This window comes from Actinocorallia aurantiaca (assembly GCF_039533685.1).
In the GTDB taxonomy this organism is placed as follows: Bacteria; Actinomycetota; Actinomycetes; order Streptosporangiales; family Streptosporangiaceae; genus Actinocorallia; species Actinocorallia aurantiaca.
Genome location: NZ_BAAATZ010000006.1, coordinates 627931 through 647823 on the forward strand (window position 1 = coordinate 627931; position 19893 = coordinate 647823).

The window sequence follows — 19893 nt, forward strand, 5'->3', positions numbered from 1 at the left end:
GGCCCGGACGCCCGTGCCGGTTCGGACGGGGGTCAGGACAGGACGTGGGCGCCCGGGACCGGCCCCGTGGCGGCGGCCAGCGCGCGGGCCACGCCCGCCTCCGCCAGGGCCGCGGCGAGCTCGGCGGCGTGCTCGGCGTCGGCGGCCAGGAACGCGCAGGTGGGCCCGGACCCGGAGACCAGCTCGCCGAGCGCGCCGAACTCCCGTCCCGCGGCCAGGGTGCGGCCCAGGGACGGCCGGAGGCTGAGGGCCGCGGGCTGCAGGTCGTTGGTGAGCGCCGCGCCGAGCGCCTTCGCGTCGCCCGAGGCCAGGGCGGCCAGCAGGTCGGGGGACTCGTGCGGCCAGCCGGCCTCCGCCTCGAAGGCGGCGCGCAGCCGGTCGCACTCGGCGAAGACGGCCGGGGTGGACAGGCCGCCGTCGGCCAGCGCGAAGACCCAGTGGAACTCGCCCTCGCACGAAAGCGGGGTCAGCCGCTCGCCCCGGCCCAGCCCGACGGCGGTACCGCCCAGCAGCGCGAACGGGACGTCGCTGCCGAGGTCGGCGGCCAGGTCCATGAGGACCGGCAGGGGGACGTCGGCCTCCCACAGGCGGGCGCAGGCCAGCAGGGCCGCCGCGGCGTCCGCGCTGCCCCCCGCCATGCCGCCCGCCACCGGGATCGCCTTCTCGATGTGGACGGACGCCTCGGGCGCGCGGCCCAGGTGCCCGGCGAGCCGCACGACCGCCTTGGCCGCGAGGTTGTCCGGGCCGGTGGGCACGCCCTCGACGGAGGCCCCGGCGACCGTCACCGCCAGAGGGCCCGGCGTCACGGTCACCTCGTCGAACAGCGAGACCGCGTGGAAGACGTTCACCAGGTCGTGGTAGCCGTCGTCGCGCAGCGGCCCCACGCCGAGCTGGAGATTGACTTTGGCGGGGACCTTGACGGTCACGGACATGCTGGACCTCAGATCAGACGATGTTCGGCTATACGGGCAAATGCATGGACGTCGAGCATCTCACCACGCGCGGTGGGATCGACGTCCGCGGCGCGCAGCACCCGCTCGGCCAGCGGCGCCGAACCCGCCCACCCGGCGAGCGCGGCCCGCAGCGTCTTGCGCCGCTGGGCGAACGCCGCGTCGACCACCGCGAAGACCTCTTCCCTCGACGCGCTGGTCGAAGGCGGCTCCCTGCGGGTGAAGGCGACCAGCGCCGAGTCCACGTTGGGCGCCGGCCAGAACACGGCGCGCCCCACGTTCCCGGCCCGCCGCGCCTCGGCGTACCAGGCCATCTTCACCGACGGCACCCCGTAGATCTTGCTCCCGGGCCGGGCCGCCAGCCGCTCCCCCACCTCGGCCTGCACCATCACCAGGCCCTTGCGCAGCGACGGCAGCAGCTCCAGCAGGTGCAGGACCACCGGGACCGCGACGTTGTAGGGGAGGTTGGCGACCAGCGCCGTCGGCGGCGGCCCGGGGATCTCCCCGATCCGCATGGCGTCGCCGTGGACGACCTCCAGCCGAGAGGCCAGCTTCGGCGCGCGGCCCTGGACCGTCGCCGGCAGCGCCTGCGCCAGCACCGGATCCAGCTCGACCGCCACCGTCCGGGCCGCCTCCGGGAGCAGCGCCAGGGTCAGCGACCCCAGCCCCGGCCCGACCTCGATCACCACGTCCTCGGGCGTCAGCCCGGCCGTCCGGACGATCCGCCGCACCGTGTTGGCGTCCACCACGAAGTTCTGGCCGAGCTGCTTGGTGGGCCGGACCCCCAAGGCAGCCGCGATCTCCCGGATGTCAGCGGCGCCCAGCAGCGCCGTCTCCCGCTCAGCGGTCTCGTCGTCCCCCACCCCTCGATTCTCCCAGAGGGATCGGGTGCCTCTCCCCTGCAACAGTTGGGCGCCCCGCGGCGTCCCGGTCATGAAGGAGGACCCCTGTGGATCGTTCAGCACGCACCAGCATGCATCCGGCCACCGGCAGCACGCCGTCAGGCGGTCGTCAGCCGGTGAATGACACCTACGAGGAATTCGTGGCCTCCCGCGCGCAGTCCCTGCTGCGTTACGGCTACGTGCTCAGCGGCAACCCGCACGACGCCGCCGATCTCGTCCAGGACGCCCTGCTCAAGCTCCGGGGAGCCTGGCCCCGAGTGATCAACAAGCGCGACCCCGAGGGCTACGTGCGGACCACCATGGCCCGCCAGCACGTCTCGCTCTGGCGGCGGACCCGCCGGGAGACCCTCACGGACCTGGTCCCCGAAGGCTCCTACACCGATCCGGCGCCGTCCGACGACGTGCTCTGGCGGGCGCTGGAGACGCTGCCGCGACGGCAGCGCGCGGTCCTGGTGCTGCGCTACTACGAGGTGCTCAGCGACGAGGAGATCGCCGCCCAGCTCGGCATCTCGCGGGGGACGGTCCGCAGCCAGGCCTCCCGCGCCCTGGAGAAACTGCGCCGGGCCTGGAACCCGGCCGTCATGGAAGGGAGCACCCGATGACCGGGCAGCCCGTGGAGAACCTGGAAGACACCCTCAACCGAACCCTCGAACGGTACGCGGGAAAGGCCCCCGCACCAGCCCCCGACCTGGTCGAGCGGGTGGAGACCCGATACCGCAAGCGACGCCGGGCCCGGATGACCGGAGCGGCCGCCGCGATGGCGCTCGTCCTGGGCGGAACCACGTTCGGCGTGTGGCCGGACGACGGCGGAACGGTGGTTCCCTCGGGGTCGTTGAACCCGGCCGCCTCCACGCCCGGACAGGAGAAGGAGAGCCCGTTCGAGATCACTCCGATCGAGAAGCTGTGGCCGGAGGCCGTGCACCGGATCCCGACCGAACTGCCGAACGGGACCGAGATCGAGCCCCAGGCGCTGATCGACGAGCGGACGGTCCTGGTCAACGCCTGGTCGAAGTTCGAGAAGACCTCGGTCCTGTACGCCTACGACCTGGCGACGGGCGAGGCCAGAAAGATCACCGATGTGGTGACGCCGAAGAAGACCAAGATCTTCGCGTCCGGGTTCACCGTCGGCGACGGGAAGATCATCTGGTACACCGCCTCCACCGACGGGACCAGCACGATCTGGTCCGTCCCCGTGGAGGGGGGCGCCGCGGTCGCGACGGTCGAGCGGATCCCCGGCGAGACCGGCGACGGCGCCACCGCCTCGGCCTCCGCGAAAGACGGCGCCACCGCCTCCGCGAAAGACGGCACCACGGTCGATCCGGTCTCCCCCGGGATCGTCGACCTCGCCGTCTCCGGCGGAAAGATCTACTGGTCGGGTTCCCTGGGCGGGGTCCACACCGCGCCGCTCACCGGGGGTCCCGCCGAACTGGTCCCGGGCACCGAGAAAGAGCTGCTGGTGCAGTGGCCCTGGGCGGGCGGCCCGGTCCGCGACCGCTCACAGGACGGGGGCAAAGCGCATATCACCCATCGGGAACTGCGAAATCTGGAGACCGGGGAGAAGAGGTCCACGACCCTCGAGGACGGGGACACGAACTGGGACTGCGGGATCACCTGGTGCCTCTCCCAGGACGGGAGGTCGGTCACGAGCAGGGACGGGAACCGCATGGCCCTCCTGCCCGGCCGCCTGGTGAACGGGAGGGTGGCCCTCGACCGGTTCGCCCTGAGCACCACCGGCTCGGGGGACAAGGCCCGGATCCTGGTGCACGACCTCCGGACGGGGCGGGTCGGGTCGATCGCCCCGATGCTGTCGGACGGTGACGCCACCTACTCCCTCCTGAAGGGGACGGGCTCGCGGATGTACGCCACTCCGGTGGAGGACGGCCACCTGATCGTGGACCTGGAGGCCGTCGACTGAGCGGCGCCCGCCGTCACTTGAGAAAGAGAAGGCGGCCGCACTGGGGCCAGAGGGACTCCCAGCGGCCGCCTTCGCGGGCGTACAGGAGCTGGGCGCGCCTGGTCTGCTCGGCGGGGGCGGCCTCGCTGGGGAGGCCGGTGCCGCCGACGGAGCGCCAGTTCTCGAGGGTGAAGTGGTAGAGGCCGTGCTCGCCGCCGGGGGTGACGGCCTTGGGGTCGTTGCGGGAGGCGCAGCGGGCCACGGCGTCCCAGTTGAGGTCGGCGGCCTTCAGCTCGCGGACCTTCGCCTCGGCCGCCCTCAGCTCGGAGGCCAGCCCTTCGGCGGCGGAGTCGGTGAGGTGCCCGAGCTTCTCGACCGCGGTGGTCTTGGGCTGGAGTTCGGGGACCTCGGGCTCGGGACGCGCGGGAGCGGCCGTGGGCATCACCACGGTGGGGACCTCGGGCGGGGTGATCATCGGGTGGGAGGTGAGCTCCTCGTCCGCCTCGAAGGCCTCGTGCGGGCGCGATCCGGGGCCGGCGGTCCGGGACTGGCGCCGGGCGCCGCCTTCGGGCCGTGCCGGGGCCGCGGTCACCGTCCGGAGGGCGGGCGGCAGGACCATGGTGCTCTGCTCGCCCGCGAGGGCGAGCTGCTCGGCCTCCGAAGGGGTCTGGGCGAACAGGGACCATCCGCCGGCCGCGAGGGCCAGCAGGAACGCCGCCCCGACGACGGGCAGGGCTCGGCTCGGGGGCCTGCCCGCCGCATGCCTTCCACTACGAGTCACGGTCACAGAACATTAGGGGCCGAACCCGTAGCGTGAGGGCCGAATGACGCAACGTGTCGGTTTGTCGCGTGTCAGGCGAGGATCTCCCGGGTCTTTCCCCGATCTACCCCTCGGGGAAGCCGAACAAACGCGAGCCCGTCCCGGCGATGGCCGAGCACAGCTCCTCCACCGGGACTCCCTTGACCTCGGCCATGAGGTGGACGGTGAAGGGGATCAGGTGGGAGGCGTTCGGCTTGCCCCGGTAGGGGACCGGCGCCATGAACGGGGCGTCGGTCTCCACCAGCAGGAGGTCCAGGGGCGCGACGGCCAGGGCGTCGCGCAGCGGCTGCGCGTTCTTGAACGTCACGTTGCCCGCGAAGCTCATCACGTAGCCCTTGTCGGCACAGACCTCGGCCATCGCGGCGTCGCCCGAGAAGCAGTGGAAGACCACCTTGTCCGGGGCGCCCTCGGTGTCCAGGAGGCGCAGGACGTCGTCGTGGGCCTCGCGGTCGTGGATGACCAGGGCCTTGCCGGTCTCCTTGGCGATGGCGATGTGGGCGCGGAACGAGCTCTGCTGCTCCTCGCGGGAGGCGTGGTCGCGGTAGTAGTCCAGGCCGGTCTCCCCCACCGCGACGACCCGCGGATCGCGCGCCAGCTCCGCGATCCGGGCCAGGACGTCGTCGGTGAGGCCCTTGGTGTCGTTGGGGTGGATCGCCACCCCCGCGTACACGTCGGGATGCTCGGAGGCGGCCTTCACAGCCCACTCCGAGGACGGCAGGTCGCAGCCGATCGTCATGATCCGCCGGATGCCCGCCTGGCGGGCCTTCTCGACCGCCTCGGCCACCGTCATCTCGAGCATGTCGAGATGGCAGTGGCTGTCGAAGACGTCCACGGGGAGCACCGGGACGGGCTCCGGGGCCTTGGCGGCCTTACCCGCCTTCCTCCGCCCCTCCGCCGTCTTCGGCCCCTCAGGCTCCAAGGCGGGCCAGCTCCTCTTCCACGACGCTCTGGTCCAGCTTGGGGAAGAGCGGGACGGGCCGCTGCAGCGGGGTGCCCGCGGTGATCGGCTGGTGCTCCCAGCGGGCCTGGGCCGTGGTGTAGTCACCGGTGATCACCGGGTAGGTCCGCTCGCCCTCGGACACCTCGTCGATCCGCGGCATGCCGGACCAGACGCCCTGGCCGCCGAGCATCTCGAAGACCTTCTGCGAGCTGTTGGGCAGGAACGGGGTGAGCAGGGTCTTGGCGTCCCAGACGGACTGGAGCGCCACGTGCAGGATCGTGCCCTTGCGCACCGGGTCGTCCTTGATCTTCCAGGGCTCCTGCTCGGCGAGGTAGCGGTTGGCCTCGCGGACCACCTCGAACGCCTCGGTGATGGCGTTCTTGAACCGGGAGCGGTTCAACTCCGCGCCGACCTTCGCGAACGCGGCGCGGCCGAACTCCAGCACCGCGTGGTCGGCCTCGGTGAGGTCCTTGGCCTCGGGGATCGTCTCGAACTCCTTGGCCGCCATGGAGACGCTGCGGTTGACGAGGTTGCCCCACTGGGCGACCAGTTCGCCGTTGTTGCGGTCGACGAACTGCTGCCAGGTGAAGTCGGTGTCCTGGTTCTCCGGGCCGGCCACCGCGATGTAGTACCGCAGGGCGTCCACGTCGTAGCGGTCCAGGAAGTCCTTGACGTAGATCACGACCTGGCGCGAGGAGGAGAACTTCTTGCCCTCCATGGTCAGGAACTCGCTGGAGACCACCTCGTCCGGCAGGTTCAGCCTGCCCAGCGAGCCGGGCGTGCCGTCCTTGGCGCCCTCGCCGTTGTAGCCCAGCAGCATCGCCGGCCAGATCTCGGTGTGGAAGACGATGTTGTCCTTGCCCATGAAGTAGTACGCCAGGGCCTCGGGGTTCTGCCACCACTCGCGCCAGCGCTCGGGGTCGCCGGTGCGGCGGGCCCACTCGACCGAGGCGCTGAAGTAGCCGACGACCGCGTCGAACCAGACGTACAGCCGCTTGTTGGGCTGGTCGCGCCAGCCGTCCAGCGGGATCGGCACGCCCCAGTCCAGGTCGCGGGAGATCGCCCGGGGCTGGAGGTCCTCCAGCAGGTTGAGCGAGAACCGCAGCACGTTGGGGCGCCAGTCGCCCTCCTTGCCGCGCAGCCAGCGGCCCAGCACCTCGGTGAAGGCCGGCAGGTCGAGCATGAAGTGCTCGGTCTCCACGAAGTTCGGGGTCTCGCCGTTGATCTTGCTGACCGGATTGATCAGGTCGATCGGGTCGAGCTGGTTGCCGCAGTTGTCGCACTGGTCGCCGCGGGCGCCGTCGTAGCCGCACCGGGGGCAGGTGCCCTCGATGTAGCGGTCGGGCAGGGTGCGGCCGGTGGACGGCGAGATCGCGCCCATCGTCGTCTCGGGGAAGATGTAGCCGTTGTCGTACAGGCCCTTGAAGATCTCCTGGACGACGGCGTAGTGGTTCTCGGTGGAGGTCCTGGTGAACAGGTCGTAGGACATGCCGAGCCCGTGCAGGTCCTCGACGATCACCCGGTTGTAGCGGTCGGCCAGCTCGCGGGCCGTCACGCCCTCCTTGTCCGCCTGGACCTGGATCGGGGTCCCGTGTTCGTCCGTCCCGGAGACCATGAGCACCTGGTTGCCCAGCATGCGCTGGTACCTGCTGAACATGTCGCACGGCAGGGCGAAACCGGAGACGTGCCCGATGTGGCGCGGGCCGTTCGCGTACGGCCAGGCGGGGGCGGTCAGGATGTGGCGGGACGGCGATGACATGGTCCAAGCCTACGGCTTGCGCGTGCCGCCGCCGAACCGTTGCTCAGGCCGGCCGGTAGGTCAGCAGCACGTTCCCGGACGAGAAGGTGCGGCTCTGGGCGAGGGCCAGGGGGTGCCTGCGGGTCGCGGTGTGGAAGAGGGGCCGGCCCGCCCCCAGCACCACCGGGTGGACCATGACGCGCAGCTCGTCGATCAGGCGGGCGGCCAGCAGCGAGGTGGTCAGCTCCGAGCTGCCGAAGACGGCCAGCGTGCCGGGCCGCGACCGCAGCAGCGCCGGATCGGTGATCACCTCGGTGTTGTGCCAGCCGGCGGCGGTCAGGGTGTGGGAGACGACGATCTTGGCGTAGGAGTTCATCAGCCCCGCCACCTCGGGATCGTCCTCCAGGGCCTCGGCCGTGGGCCAGTAGGCGGCCATGTGCTCATACGTCCTGCGCCCGAAGACGAGCGTGTCGATCTCCCGCAGCTGGGCGACCGCGAACTCGTTGAACTGCTCGTCGGTGTTCGGCCAGTCGAACTCCCCTTCGGGACCCTGGTAGTAGCCGTCGACGCTCACTATGTGGAACGAGAAGATCCGGTTCATGGCCTGCCTCCGCCGTATGCCCTACCCGCGGGGGCCCCGCCCGGCACCCGGTTACGACACCACGGCGACGCGCGGTTCCTTCCGCCCCTCGGGCTCGGCGGGCCCGGAGGCCCCTTCGGCGTCCGGGGCCCCGCGGGAGCGCCGCCAGGCGTCCAGGTCCCGCAGGGCGATCGCGGCGGCCACGGCGGCGAACGGGACGGCCGGCAGGACGTACCTGTAGTCGAACAGCACGGTGGCGGGCGGGATCACCAGCAGGGCCATGGCGTAGCCGAACGGGAGCAGCGCGACCCCTCCCCAGGAGCGCCAGCGGGCGAGGATGCCGCCGAGGCCGATCAGCAGCAGGACGCCCAGGACCGTTCCGGGCAGGTGGACGGCCTTCTGGTAGCCGCGCATGAAGCCCGCGTACGGTTCGACGACCCGCGTGGCGGTGCTCTGGTCGTCGTACTGGGCGGCCATGTCGGCCTTGCCGGGCCAGTACTCCTGGGTCTCCTCGGGGAAGACGTAGTAGCTGTAGGTCTTCGGGTCGGGGTAGATCGGGCGGTCCCAGCGGAACGTCCGCCCGAAGTCGGTGAGGAAGGCCTTCAGGTAGTCGCCGGGCTGGGCGACGATCGCCTCCTTGGCGAAGGTGCGGGCCAGGTCGCTCTTGTAGGGCGCGAAGATGCCGCCCGGGTAGCGGAAGATCTGGCTCTCCTCCCACACGTAGAAGTGGGAGACGGGCCGCTGTTCGGGCGGGGTGCTGTCGCACAGGGCGTAGGCGTCGACGGGCAGCCTGTCGCCGAACTTGTCGCAGTCCGCGAACGTCATGGTGCGGCTGTAGAGGAAGACGCCGTCGGTGCCGCTGAGCGCGAACGACCCGTTCTCCGAGGCGTACCAGCCGCAGTAGGCGGCGATCGGGACGACGGCGGCGGCCAGCCCTCCGGCGACCAGCCTCCAGCCGACCCCGCGGATCACCAGGAACACCAGCAGGATGATCAGCAGCGGCGTGCCGATGGTCCGGGTGATGATGGCGAGGCTGAGCAGCAGGCCCGCGGCGACCACCTGCCGGGCCGACGGCTTCGGGCTCCACAGCACCAGGGCCGCCGCGGCGGTCACCAGCAGCAGGAAGTAGGTGTCCGACAGCAGCAGGTGCTCCAGCTCGATCTGGTTGCCGTCGAACAGCACCGGGGTGACGGCCAGCGCCGCCGCCCAGCCCGGCAGGGCCCGTTTCCCGCGGAAGAGGTGCGGGCGGCGCAGCAGCGCGTACAGGACGCCCGCGGCGGCCAGGCCCATCAGGTGCTGGACGACCACCACGGCCCCGACGCTGTGCAGGGGCCGCAGGACCATCAGGAGCAGCGGGTAGCCGAAGGTCCGGACGGGGTCGGGCCGCGGGTGCAGGGCCACGTCCACGTACGGGTAGGAGTCGGGGAACCAGATGGCCCACCGGTAGCCGAGGAGTGTGATGATCCGCAGCAGGAGGGCCAGGCCCAGGAGGGCGAGGAAGACGCGGTGGCGCCGGGCGGACGCGAGGAGGCCCGCACGGTCCGGCACGGGCGGAAGCATCTTCTGCAGCTTCCGCCACTTCGGCGACTCCGTCACGATCCCACCCCCGAGTTTACTTAAGAGTAGCTTTGGCGCTCAATCTCCCTTATCGGAGGTTCACCGTCGGACGAAACAGGACGGTCGTTGCGCTATCGCAATCCCTGTTCCCGTTTGTTCCCGTTCAGGTGCCGTCCCGCACGGCCGGCCCCTGCTCAGTCCTCCACCGGCACCGGCTCGGGCGCCGGCTCGCGGTCCTGCTTGCGCACGGCGTCCGCCACGGTGAGCGTCTCGTGCGCGCCGTCCTCGGTGCCCGGGTGGCTGGAGCGGCGGATGCCCAGGATCGACAGGAACGCCGTCCCCAGGATCATCTGGCAGCTCATCATCAGCGCGGTCGCCGACGGGACGACCATGCGCAGGGTCTCCCGGGCGTTGAGCTCGCCGAACTGGGCGCCGTGCCAGTGCACGACCGAGACGCCGACCCCGGCCAGGCCCGCGACCGCCAGCACCCCGCCGACGATCAGGCCCTTCTCGAAGCTCCAGGAGTTCAGCAGCCAGTTGGCCCTGCGGTCGGCCGGCAGGAAGCCCTCGGCGACGCCGTAGGCCTTGGTGAGCAGGGAGAACACCACCCCCTGGAAGCCGATCACCACCGCGGCCGAGGCGCCCACCAGGGTGTCGACGTCGAACACGACGCCCCGGATCTCGATCGGCTTGACCGCCAGCGCCACCCCGGAGACCAGCCCCACCGTCATCAGGACCAGGCCGGGGATGAGGAACAGCCAGCGGGGGCTGTAGAGCAGCAGGAAGCGCAGGTGCCGCCAGCCGTCCCGCCAGGTGTTGAGGTGCGGGGGACGGGACCGGCCGTCCTTCTTCAGGGTGGTCGGCACCTCGGTGATCTTCGCGTCGGCGAGGGTCATCTTGACCACCAGCTCGGAGGCGAACTCCATGCCGGACGACTGCAGGCCCAGCGCCAGCGCGGTGTCCCGGCGGAAGCCGCGCAGCCCGCAGTGGAAGTCGCCGATCTTGGAGCCGAAGAACAGCCGCCCGACGAACGACAGGACCGGATTGCCCAGGTAGCGGTGGAGCGGCGGCATGGCGCCCGGCTCGATCCCGCCCTCGAAGCGGTTGCCCATCACCAGGTCGGCGCCCTCGCGCAGCTTCTCGACGAAGGGCATGAGCGCGGTGAAGTCGTAGGAGTCGTCGGCGTCGCCCATGATCACATAGGTGCCCTTCGCGGCCCGGATGCCGCCCATCAGCGCGTTGCCGTAGCCCTTGAGCACCACCGGGACGACCCGGGCCCCCGCCGCTTCGGCCAGCGCCTGCGAGCCGTCGGTGGACCCGTTGTCCGCGACGATGACCTCGCCGTCGATGCCGTGCTCCTCCAGGAAACCCACTGCCTTGCGGACGCAGGTCTCCACGGTCTCAGCCTCGTTCAGACAAGGCATCACCACGGACAGTTCCATGGGAAAGGGCTCCTTAGGATTTCGACTGGGCCTGGTGAAGTATGGTGCCGGGCATTCTGACCGCACATCGGCGCCGTTGCCAAGCCGCAACCGTGGACCGCGACCCGTCGTCGCGGTTCGTGCAGGTCAGGCCCATGGATCGGACCGACGAGATCTGGATCAGATGACCAGGATACGACGAGCCCTCCCGGCGGCCGGGGAGAAGGGCTCGGGCCCCCCTCCCCCCACCGCCCGTTCCGGTCCCCGCCTGCGGCGGCACCGGGCCTTCGTGGCGGTTCTCACAGCCGGGGCGCTGCTGCGGGTCGTCTCCGCGCTCGGGTACCGGCCCGCCCTCTGGTTCAACGACAGCTACGACTACGTGCAGATCGCACTGGGGCCCTTCCCCCACCCCGTCCGCCCCGCCGGATACGGGCTCTTCCTGTGGCTGCTGCGCCCTTTCCACAGCTTCGAACTGGTCGTGGCGGTCCAGCACCTGCTCGGGCTCGCCACCGGCCTGCTGATCTACCTCCTGCTGACCCGGCGCGGCCTGCCCCCGTGGGGGGCCGCGCTCGCCGCCGCCCCCGTCCTGCTCGACGGAGGCGTCATCGAGCTGGAGAGCCTGGTCCTCTCCGACACGCTGTTCCTGTTCCTGGTCGTCGCCGCCCTGACCGCCCTCCTGTGGCCAGGGAACCACCCGGCCCGCCTCGCCGCGGCCGGGCTCCTCCTGTCCGCCGCCACGACGACCAGGACGATCGGCCTGCCGCTGCTGCTGCTCGCCCTGCTCTGGCTGCTCCTGCGGCGGCGCTGGAGGGCGGTGGGCCTGGTCGCGGTGACGGGCCTGCTCCCCCTGGTCGGCTACGCGGGCTGGTTCCACTCGGAGAACGGCCGCTACGGGATCACCGCCACGGACGGCGTCTTCCTCTGGGGCCGGACGGCGGCCTTCGTCCGGTGCGAGAACATCTCCGAGGAGCTCCGCCACCTGTGCCCGGAAGGCGATCCCCGGGACCGCAAGGCCTCCTCCTCCCAGGTGTGGGCCCGCGAGTCCCCCATCGGCTGGAACTACGGCGAGGCCTTCGACCCGCAGATCAACAAGGACGCCCAGCGCTTCGCGATGCAGGCGATCCTGGAACAGCCTCTCGACTACGCCGGGACGGTCGCCTACGACTTCTTCGTCCGGACGTTCCGCTGGGAACGCGACGACCACCCGACCCCCGTGACGGCCCGCAAATACCTCTTCCCGGAACGGGCCGAGGACCTTCCGACCTGGCCGGTCCTGGGAGGCGGCACCCCGGCGTCCGTCCTCACGGCCTACGACCCGGGCACGCCGGCGAGCAGCGGCACGAGAGTCGTCGAGCCCTACGCCGCGATCATCCGCTCCTACCAGGACGCCGTCACGGTGCGCGGCCCCGTGCTCGCGGTGGCCCTGCTCCTGCCCGCCTGCGCCTGGTACCGCCGCCGCGCGGAGCCTTCGGCCCTCCTGCCGTGGGCGGCCGGAGTCGCTCTCCTGGCCGTCCCCCCGCTGACCGTCGACTTCGACCACCGCTACGCCCTGACCGCGACGCCGATCATCGCCCTCGCCGCCGCGTACGCGTTCGCCCGCCCCCGCGCGACGCTCCCCCCGCTGATCATCTCGCCGCGGAAACCTCCGCCCTAGCGCCGCTCCGGGGCGCGCCGAAGATCCAGGCGGCCCCATGCGCTCCGCGGAAGGCCGAGATTCACGAGGTTCGGTGGACGGCCTTCAGCACCGCGTCGTAGACGATCTTCTTGGGGACCTTGTTCTCCTTGGCGATCTCCGCGATGGCCTCCTTGCGGGAGAGCCCCACGCGTTCGCGGGTGAGGACCGCCTCGGCCAGGTCGGCCGGGTCCGAGAGGGTCTCGCGGGGCGGGGCGCCCTCCACGACCAGGGTGATCTCGCCCCGGACGCCGTCCGCCGACCAGGCGGCCAGCTCCGGCAGGGGGGCGCGGCGGACCTCCTCGTAGGTCTTGGTGAGCTCGCGGCAGACCGCGGCGCGGCGGGCCGGGCCGAACGCGGCGGCGAGCGCCTCCAGGGAGGCCGTCAGGCGGTGGGGGGCCTCGAAGAAGACCATGGTGCGCGGCTCCTCCGCCAGCTCGGCGAGCCTGGCCGCCCGCTCCCCGGCCTTGCGGGGCAGGAAGCCCTCGAAGCAGAAGCGGTCCGTGGGCAGGCCGGACAGGACCAGGGCGGTGGTCACCGCCGACGGGCCCGGCAGGACCGTGACCGGGACGTCCGCGGCGACGGCCTCGACGACCAGCCGGTAACCGGGATCGGACACCCCGGGCATCCCGGCGTCCGTGACGACCAGGACGTCCCTGCCGTCGCGCAGGTCGCCGAGCAGCTCGACCGCGCGGCTCCGCTCGTTCTGGTCGTAGTAGGAGACGATCCTGCCCGCCGGCGCCACCCCCAGGTCGGCGGCGAGCCTGCGCAGTCGCCGGGTGTCCTCGGCCGCGATGACCGGGGCCTCGGCGAGGGCGGCCCGCAGCCGGGGCGAGGCGTCGTCCGCCCGCCCGATGGGGGCGGCGGCGAGAATGAGGGTGCCTGTGCTCATCCGTCCATTCTCCCCCTCCCGTCCACAGGGGCCCCCATTCCGCGCATCCGATCCCCCTACGATGGCCGGGTGGCTGTCATCGAAAGAGAAACGGCACCGGCGCCTCCGACCCTGCGCGAGAAGATGGCTCCCAGGGTGCCGGGCAGCGCGTTGTGGGGCTGGCTCGGGCCGCTGCTCGTCACCGCCTTCGCCGCCTTCCTGCGCTTCGACCGGCTCGGGATCCCCCGCGCGGTCGTCTTCGACGAGACGTACTACGCCAAGGACGCCTACGCGCTGCTGAGGTTCGGGTACGAGCACTCCTGGGTGCGCGAGCCCGAGGAACTGGCGGACAAGCTGTTCCTGGAGGGCAAGGCCGACCAGATCTGGGAAGGGGGCGGCTCCTTCATCGCCCACCCCCCGGCGGGCAAGTGGATGATCGCGATCGGCGAGCAGCTGTTCAACGTCACCCCGTTCGGCTGGCGGTTCACGGCCGCGCTCGTCGGCACCCTCTCGGTGCTCGTCCTGTGCCGGGTGGCCCGGCGGATGACCGGCAGCACCCTGCTGGGCTGCACGGCGGGCCTCCTGCTGGCCCTGGACGGCCTGCACCTGGTCTCCAGCCGGACCGCCCTGCTCGACATCTTCCTGATGTTCTGGATCCTGGCCGGCTTCGCCTGCCTGGTGGCCGACCGCGACCGGTCCCGGCGCTCCCTCGCCGCCAAGATCGAAGCCGATCCCGACCGCGCGTTCTCCCTCGGCCCGTGGGTGGCGCACCCGTGGCGGATCGCGGCCGGGATCTGTTTCGGCCTGGCCTGCGGCACCAAGTGGTCGGCCGCGCCCTTCCTGGCCGTCTTCCTCCTGCTGGTCGTCCTGTGGGACGCGGGCGCCCGCCGCGCGGCCCGGGTGCAGTTCCCGGTGGGGGGCGCGCTGGCCAAGGACGGGACCGCCACGGTGCTGAGCCTGGGCGTCCTGCCGGTCGTCACCTACGTGGCCACCTGGTCGGGCTGGCTGTTCACCAGCGGCGGCTGGGGCCGGGGCACCCCCTCGAAGAGCGTGTGGCTGCGCCCGTTCGAAGGACTGCCCGACCTGGTGCGCTACCACCGGGAGATCCTGGACTTCCACAACAGCCTGACGTCCAAGCACCCCTACCAGTCCCGGCCGTGGGACTGGCCGATCCTGCGCCGTCCCGTGGCGTACTTCTACGACGACAAGGTGACGGGGTGCGGCGCCGACAAGTGCGCCCGCGAGATCCTCGGCATCGGCACCCCGGCCCTGTGGTGGGCGGCCCTCGCGGCCCTGATCGTCGTCGTCTTCCTGTGGCTGGCCTACCGCGACTGGCGGGCCGGGACGGTCATCGCCGCCTACGTGGCGGGGTGGCTGGCCTGGTTCCCCTCGGCGTTCGGCGGCCGGACCATGTTCATGTTCTACGCGCTGCCGCTGGCCCCGTTCATGGTGCTGGCGGTCGTCCTGGTGCTGGGGCTGATCATCGGGCCCGAGCGGGTCGTCCCGCGCTCCCGGCGGGTCGTCGGCTCGCTGATCGCGGGCGGGTTCGTGCTGCTGGTGCTGCTGAACTTCTGGTACCTGTATCCGGTGCTGAGCGCCCAGAACATCCCCCACGGCGAGTGGCACTCCCGGATGTGGCTGGAGTCCTGGATCTTAGGAGATCCAAACTGGAGCCAAGAGCCCTCCAGTTCCGGTTCCTGAGCCTGGCGCGCGCGCCGCGGATCGCCTATCAAGGAAAGGGTGAGCTGGGGGACCGCCGTCAGGCTGGTGGTGACCGCGGTCGCCGCCTACCTCGTGGCCGATCTGGTGCTGACGGTGCGGGCTCCGCTGCTGGCGCCGCTGACCGCCCTGCTGATCGTCCAGGTCTCGCTCTACCAGACGCTCCGGCACTCCCTCCAGCGCATCCTCAGCGTCAGCACCGGCGTGATCGTCGCGGTGGTGGTGGCGGGCCCCATCGGCTTCAGCTGGTGGAGCCTGGGCCTCGTCATCGGCATCGCGCTGCTGCTGGGCCGATTGTTCAAGCTCGGCGACCACGTGCTCGAGGTGCCGATCAGCGCGATGCTCATCCTGCAGCTGGGCACCCAGACCCAGGAGGGCGCCGCCGACCGGGTGGTGGAGACGATCATCGGCGCGCTGGTCGGGCTGGTCGGGGTGCTGCTGACCGCGCCGGTCCGGGTGGAGTCCGCCGAGCAGGGGCTGCTGGACCTGGCGTCCCACACCGCCGAGCTGCTCGAATCCCTCGCCGACGACCTGCACCTCGAACCGGGCAACGTGCACGCCACCACCTGGCTGGGCCGCAGCAGGCGGCTGTCGGACCGGGCCGAGGAGGCCGAGATCAGGCTCACCGAGGCGGAGGAGAGCACCCGGCTGAACCCGAGGACCCGGTCCGGCGGCGGGCCCTCCCAGAACCTGCGCATCGCGATCAGCTCGCTGGAGCACTCCGCCATCCGGCTGCGGGGCCTGGCCTTCTGCATGGCCGACCGCACGTGGCTGCACCTGCACGACCGCACCGGCCTCGGCTCCGAGATGTGGGCGACGGATGTGCGGACCCAGCTCGCGCTCACGCTCCGCCGCCTGTCGAACGCGGTCCGCCTGTTCGCGGCGACGGCCACCGCCCCCGGCCCGAAGTCCCGCCTGAAGTACGGCATGGCCACCCACGAACTCCTCGTCGAGGGCCGGAGCCATCGCGAGGCCCTGGGCTCCCTCCTCCGCGACGACCCGGGCCACTGGCCCCTCCACGGCGAGCTCCTCGCCCATCTGGACCGCCTCCTCGACGGCCTGGCCCCGGCCCAGCTGGGTGTCCGCCCGGGTCCTCCGGAATCCGCCCCGCACCGCTGAAACCGGACTATTCACCCATTCACGGCTCCACTTTCGGTCCGCCCCTACACGGGCAACGGACGCCCGTTGGCGATTCCAGTGCTGATCTTTCGCACCTCACCGGCGGAACGCTTGTTATCACTCATCTCATGTCTATACATAACAAATTTCACCACCCACACTCTTGTCCCACGAGGAGGAGGATGAACGGTGGGTGGAATGAGCAGAAAACATAACCCGTGGGCGACTTTCGGACTGATGGGGGTGGTCCTTGCCCTCCCCCTGCTGGGAGACGTCCCGGTCAGAGCGGCCGCGAAGGCCCCGGCGGACAGCGGTGCGAAGGTGGTCCGGGAGCAGCGGATCAGCCGTTACATGCGCGACATCACCGTTCGGACACCGAACCTCAACGGAACCGTGAAGATCCGGATCCTGCTCCCCAAGAAGTGGAAGAAGAATGCCAGGAGAACCTGGCCCGTCCTTTATGCATTTCACGGCGGGCAGGACGATTACACTTCCTGGACCCGCAACACCGACATCGAGAAATGGTCCCGAAAATATGACGCGATAGTCGTCATGCCGGAAGGCGGAAACGGCAGCTACACCGACTGGTACAACTACGGCCGGGGCGGCAGGCCCCGTTGGGAGACGTTCCACACTTCTGATGTCGTCCAACTCGTCGAGCGCAACTACCGCGGGGGGCGGAAGCGCGCGGCGATCGGGGTCTCGGCCGGCGGCATGGGCTCGGTCGGCTACGCGGCCCGGCACCGGGGGCTGTTCCGCCACGTCGCCTCGCTCAGCGGAATCCTGCACCTCACCGCCCCGGGCATGCCCGCGCTGGCCATGGTCACCAACGCGGCGAACAAGCAGGACCCCACGGCCATCTACGGCCTTCCCGGCATCGACGCCGCCAACTGGCGCGCGCACGACCCGTACGTGCTCGCGCCCCGGCTGCGCGGCACGGGGATCTTCTTCTCCGCGGGCACCACCGGACGTCCGGGGCCCGGCGACCCGGACGTGGGGCCGGTCGACGTCGGCCTCTTCGGGGAGCGCACCGTCGGCCAGACCAACCGCGAGTTCCGCGGACGCCTGGACGACCTGGGCATCCCCTACACCGCGAACCTCTACGGCGACGGCCGGCACAACTGGCCGGCGTGGCGGCGGATCTCCAAGCGCCTCTGGCCGAAGCTGATGAGCCGGATCGACGCCCGGAGGCTCTGAGCGAGGAGGTCCCCGCCGCGAGGGCTCAGAAGGAGATGATCTCGGTGTAGCCGAGGGCGAAGAGCAGGCAGGGCAGCAGGAACAGCTTGCCGACCCGGATCATGCCCCTGCCCACGTCCTTGGGCTCGCGGGCCTTGCTGAGCCCGTCGTGGTACAGCCAGAGGAACACCGGCGCGAAGACGGCCCAGGGCCAGACCATCCACTGCGGGAACACCTCGCCGACGGCGGCCATCCCGACGGTCAGCAGCCAGAACCCGGTCCAGCAGACCATCCCCACCAGGTAGGTGCGCTCGGCTCCGATGCGCACCGCCATGGTGGTGTAGCCGCTGGCCCGGTCGCTCTCGATGTCGGGGATCATCGTCGGGGTGTAGAACGCGATCTCCACCAGGAGCACCACGGCGATGACCAGCCAGGGGAGCCCGTCGAACGGCTTGACCGCCGCCCAGCCGCCCAGCACCGGGAACACGCCCAGCGCGGTGCAGTTGCTCAGCACGTCCAGGCCGGGGCGGTTCTTCCATTTCATCGGCGGAACGCTGTAGACCCATCCGCACACCAGGAAACCGAGGGTGGCCAGCGCCATTTCCGGCCGGACCGCGAAGGACAGCGCCAGGGCCAGCGCGGCGGATCCGTAGGCGGCGGCCTTCGCTCCGCCCTCGGAGATCCGGCCGCTGGTCAGCGGGGTGTCCTTCCTCGGGTTGAGCAGGTCCCCTTCCAGGTCGTAGGCGTCGTTGATGGCCAGGACCGCCAGCCACACCAGGGGCCCCCAGATGACCAGCCCGAGCAGGCCGGTGGCGGGGCCGATCAGTTCGCCGCTGGCGAGCAGATATCCCAGGTAGAAGGGCACCAGTGAGACAAGGAACAGACCGGGGCGCGAAATCTCCCACAAATCCAGGATCAGTTGCCGGGTCCTGCCGAGAACCTGGGGGGCGTCCGTCACCATCAGTTACCTCGCGAATGAGGGGGGTTACACAGGGAAATTGTGCGGGCTGAGATTACCGGTCCGGGCACTCAGAAGATTGATCGATCCGCAGCAATTAACATCGCCAAAACTGAGCGGAGTTAAGTGGTACAGCTCACTCCGTACCGGTTTTGCCTTCGTCCGATGACGGTGTGTCTTTTGACATCCGATCCAATTGATGGATCCGTCCCGGCCTTCCCTGCCAAGCCGGACGCCCGAAAACACAGAAGCACCGCCTTTCGGGGCGGTGCGGTCCGTGGAGCGGGAGGTCAGGCGCGGACGCCGAGAGGGGCGAGGTCGTTCCAGTGCGTCCGGACGTGGTCCAGGCAGGAGGCCCGGTCGGCGGGCCCGTGCACGCTCGTCCAGCCCTCGGGGACCGGGGCGAAGGAGGGCCACAGCGAGTGCTGCTCCTCGCCGTTGACCAGGACGAGGAAGGAGGCTTCGGAATCGTCGAAGGGGTTGGTGCTCATGGGGGTCTCCCTGGGAGAAGGGCCGCCGCGGCCGGTACCGGCCGCGACGGGCGCGACGGGCGCGACGGTCAGGAGGCCGCCTTCTTCGCCGCCTCGGCGATCTGCGGGACCACTTCGTCGACGACGTAGGGGACGGCCAGCGCGGTGGGGGTGCGCAGCGGCCAGAAGGCCTTGAGGTCGATCGCGACGTAGGAGCCGCGCTTCACGACCTTCAGGTTCGAGAACACGCCGCTGCTCTCGATCTTCTTCTGGGTCGCGGGGTCGTCGTTGTAGTGGCTGATGAGGATGTCGGTGTCCAGGACACCGGCCTTCTCGATGCTCAGCTCGGCGGCGAAGCCCTCGCCGGGCAGCTTCTTGATCTCGTCGGGCAGCACCAGGCCGAACCGGCTGAGCAGCTTCACGCTGGTGTCGGTCTCGGACTTCATGACCCCGATGTTCCCCGACGGGAAGACGCTGGTGAAGGCGAAGCCCTTGTCCTTGAGCTCAGGGTGGCTCGTCACCACCGCCTCGATCTTGTTCTCGACCTCGCCGATCAGCTTGCCCCCGTCGGCCTCGCGGCCCACGGCCTTGGCGGCCTGCGCGGTGACGGCCTGCCAGGAGTCCTCGGCCGGGCCGGTCGTGTAGGCGACGGTCGGGGCGAGCTTGGAGAGCTTCTCGTACTCCTGGTCGATGTAGTAGTCGCCGCCGGCCAGGATCAGGTCGGGCTGCAGCGCGGCGATCTCCTCGATGGAGAACCCGGCCTCGCCGGCCTTGAGCAGCTTGGGCTTCTCACCGGTGATCTTCGAGGCGGTCCAGGGGGCGAGGCCGTCGTCCTGGACGCCGGTCAGCTCGGCCATGCCGACGGGCTGCACGCCCAGGGCGAGCAGGGCGTCCTGGTCGGCCTCGCCGAGGGCGACGATGCGCTTGGGCTCGGACTCGATCGTCGCGGTGCCGAGCTTGTGCTCGATGGTGACGGGGAAGGCGCCGGCCGCGTTCGCGGGGGCGTCCTTCGACGGCTCGTCGCTCTCCCCGCCGCAGGCGGCGGTGAGGCTGAGGCCGAGGGCCAGTGCGGCCACGGCACCCAGCCGGCGCATCGTGCTGCGCAT

The 19893-nt window shown here is 70.9% G+C and carries 18 protein-coding genes; 6 read left to right on the forward strand and 12 right to left on the reverse strand.

Annotated features, from left to right (window positions below):
• Positions 1 to 32: 32 nt before the first annotated feature.
• Complete coding sequence (locus ABD327_RS09930) at positions 33 to 932, reverse strand: 4-(cytidine 5'-diphospho)-2-C-methyl-D-erythritol kinase (protein WP_344449965.1); 900 nt, start codon at positions 930 to 932, stop codon at positions 33 to 35.
• Positions 933 to 940: 8 nt separating this feature from the next.
• Positions 941 to 1813: a 16S rRNA (adenine(1518)-N(6)/adenine(1519)-N(6))-dimethyltransferase RsmA gene (gene rsmA / locus ABD327_RS09935; protein ID WP_344449966.1), complete on the reverse strand. Its 873-nt coding sequence runs from the start codon at positions 1811 to 1813 to the stop codon at positions 941 to 943.
• Between the two features lie 86 nt (positions 1814 to 1899).
• Here rsmA and ABD327_RS09940 point away from each other — a divergent pair, with 86 nt between their 5' ends.
• Positions 1900 to 2454 (forward strand): SigE family RNA polymerase sigma factor, encoded by a 555-nt coding sequence (locus tag ABD327_RS09940; protein ID WP_344449967.1) that lies wholly within the window; start codon positions 1900 to 1902, stop codon positions 2452 to 2454.
• Positions 2451 to 3767 (forward strand): TolB family protein, encoded by a 1317-nt coding sequence (locus ABD327_RS09945; protein WP_344449968.1) that lies wholly within the window; start codon positions 2451 to 2453, stop codon positions 3765 to 3767. The genes ABD327_RS09940 and ABD327_RS09945 overlap by 4 nt, the downstream gene beginning before the upstream one ends.
• A gap of 13 nt (positions 3768 to 3780) precedes the next feature.
• On the opposite strand, the gene ABD327_RS09950 is transcribed toward ABD327_RS09945, so the two are convergent.
• The 6 genes from ABD327_RS09950 to ABD327_RS09975 all read right to left on the reverse strand — a co-directional run bounded on the left by ABD327_RS09950 (position 3781) and on the right by ABD327_RS09975 (position 10823).
• Positions 3781 to 4527 carry a transglycosylase family protein gene (locus tag ABD327_RS09950; protein WP_344449969.1) on the reverse strand — a complete coding sequence of 249 codons (747 nt, stop codon included), beginning with the start codon at positions 4525 to 4527 and terminating at the stop codon, positions 3781 to 3783.
• Positions 4528 to 4630: 103 nt separating this feature from the next.
• Positions 4631 to 5485: a TatD family hydrolase gene (locus tag ABD327_RS09955; protein ID WP_425547083.1), complete on the reverse strand. Its 855-nt coding sequence runs from the start codon at positions 5483 to 5485 to the stop codon at positions 4631 to 4633.
• Positions 5475 to 7265, reverse strand: coding sequence for a methionine--tRNA ligase (metG, locus tag ABD327_RS09960; protein WP_344449970.1), 1791 nt, complete (start codon positions 7263 to 7265; stop codon positions 5475 to 5477). Before metG ends, ABD327_RS09955 begins: the two co-directional genes overlap by 11 nt.
• A gap of 43 nt (positions 7266 to 7308) precedes the next feature.
• Positions 7309 to 7845, reverse strand: coding sequence for a dihydrofolate reductase family protein (locus ABD327_RS09965; RefSeq protein WP_344449971.1), 537 nt, complete (start codon positions 7843 to 7845; stop codon positions 7309 to 7311).
• Positions 7846 to 7896: 51 nt separating this feature from the next.
• A complete protein-coding gene (locus ABD327_RS09970; RefSeq protein WP_344449972.1) occupies positions 7897 to 9420 on the reverse strand; it encodes a hypothetical protein in 1524 nt (507 codons plus the stop codon).
• Positions 9421 to 9575: 155 nt separating this feature from the next.
• Positions 9576 to 10823: a glycosyltransferase family 2 protein gene (locus ABD327_RS09975; RefSeq protein ID WP_344449973.1), complete on the reverse strand. Its 1248-nt coding sequence runs from the start codon at positions 10821 to 10823 to the stop codon at positions 9576 to 9578.
• Positions 10824 to 11091: 268 nt separating this feature from the next.
• On the opposite strand from ABD327_RS09975, the gene ABD327_RS09980 reads away from it, so the two are divergent.
• Positions 11092 to 12456, forward strand: a complete 1365-nt coding sequence (locus tag ABD327_RS09980) for a hypothetical protein (RefSeq protein WP_344449974.1) — start codon at positions 11092 to 11094, stop codon at positions 12454 to 12456.
• Between the two features lie 61 nt (positions 12457 to 12517).
• Here ABD327_RS09980 and rsmI read toward each other — a convergent pair whose 3' ends face one another.
• Positions 12518 to 13366 (reverse strand): 16S rRNA (cytidine(1402)-2'-O)-methyltransferase, encoded by an 849-nt coding sequence (gene rsmI, locus ABD327_RS09985; RefSeq protein ID WP_344449975.1) that lies wholly within the window; start codon positions 13364 to 13366, stop codon positions 12518 to 12520.
• A 69-nt stretch (positions 13367 to 13435) separates the two neighbouring features.
• Here rsmI and ABD327_RS09990 point away from each other — a divergent pair, with 69 nt between their 5' ends.
• The 3 genes from ABD327_RS09990 to ABD327_RS10000 all read left to right on the forward strand — a co-directional run bounded on the left by ABD327_RS09990 (position 13436) and on the right by ABD327_RS10000 (position 17380).
• Positions 13436 to 15046 (forward strand): dolichyl-phosphate-mannose--protein mannosyltransferase, encoded by a 1611-nt coding sequence (locus tag ABD327_RS09990; protein WP_344449976.1) that lies wholly within the window; start codon positions 13436 to 13438, stop codon positions 15044 to 15046.
• Positions 15047 to 15085: 39 nt separating this feature from the next.
• On the forward strand, positions 15086 to 16183 hold the full coding sequence (locus ABD327_RS09995; RefSeq protein ID WP_344449977.1) for an FUSC family protein: 1098 nt from the start codon (positions 15086 to 15088) through the stop codon (positions 16181 to 16183).
• A 237-nt stretch (positions 16184 to 16420) separates the two neighbouring features.
• Positions 16421 to 17380 (forward strand): alpha/beta hydrolase, encoded by a 960-nt coding sequence (locus ABD327_RS10000; RefSeq protein ID WP_344449978.1) that lies wholly within the window; start codon positions 16421 to 16423, stop codon positions 17378 to 17380.
• A 25-nt stretch (positions 17381 to 17405) separates the two neighbouring features.
• Here ABD327_RS10000 and ABD327_RS10005 read toward each other — a convergent pair whose 3' ends face one another.
• From ABD327_RS10005 to ABD327_RS10015, 3 genes are all read right to left on the reverse strand, one after another.
• Entirely contained in the window at positions 17406 to 18224 is an 819-nt protein-coding gene (locus ABD327_RS10005; RefSeq protein ID WP_344449979.1) for a UbiA family prenyltransferase, read from the reverse strand.
• Positions 18225 to 18607: 383 nt separating this feature from the next.
• Positions 18608 to 18808, reverse strand: coding sequence for an MbtH family protein (locus tag ABD327_RS10010; protein WP_344449980.1), 201 nt, complete (start codon positions 18806 to 18808; stop codon positions 18608 to 18610).
• 68 nt (positions 18809 to 18876) lie between these two features.
• Entirely contained in the window at positions 18877 to 19893 is a 1017-nt protein-coding gene (locus ABD327_RS10015; protein ID WP_344449981.1) for an iron-siderophore ABC transporter substrate-binding protein, read from the reverse strand.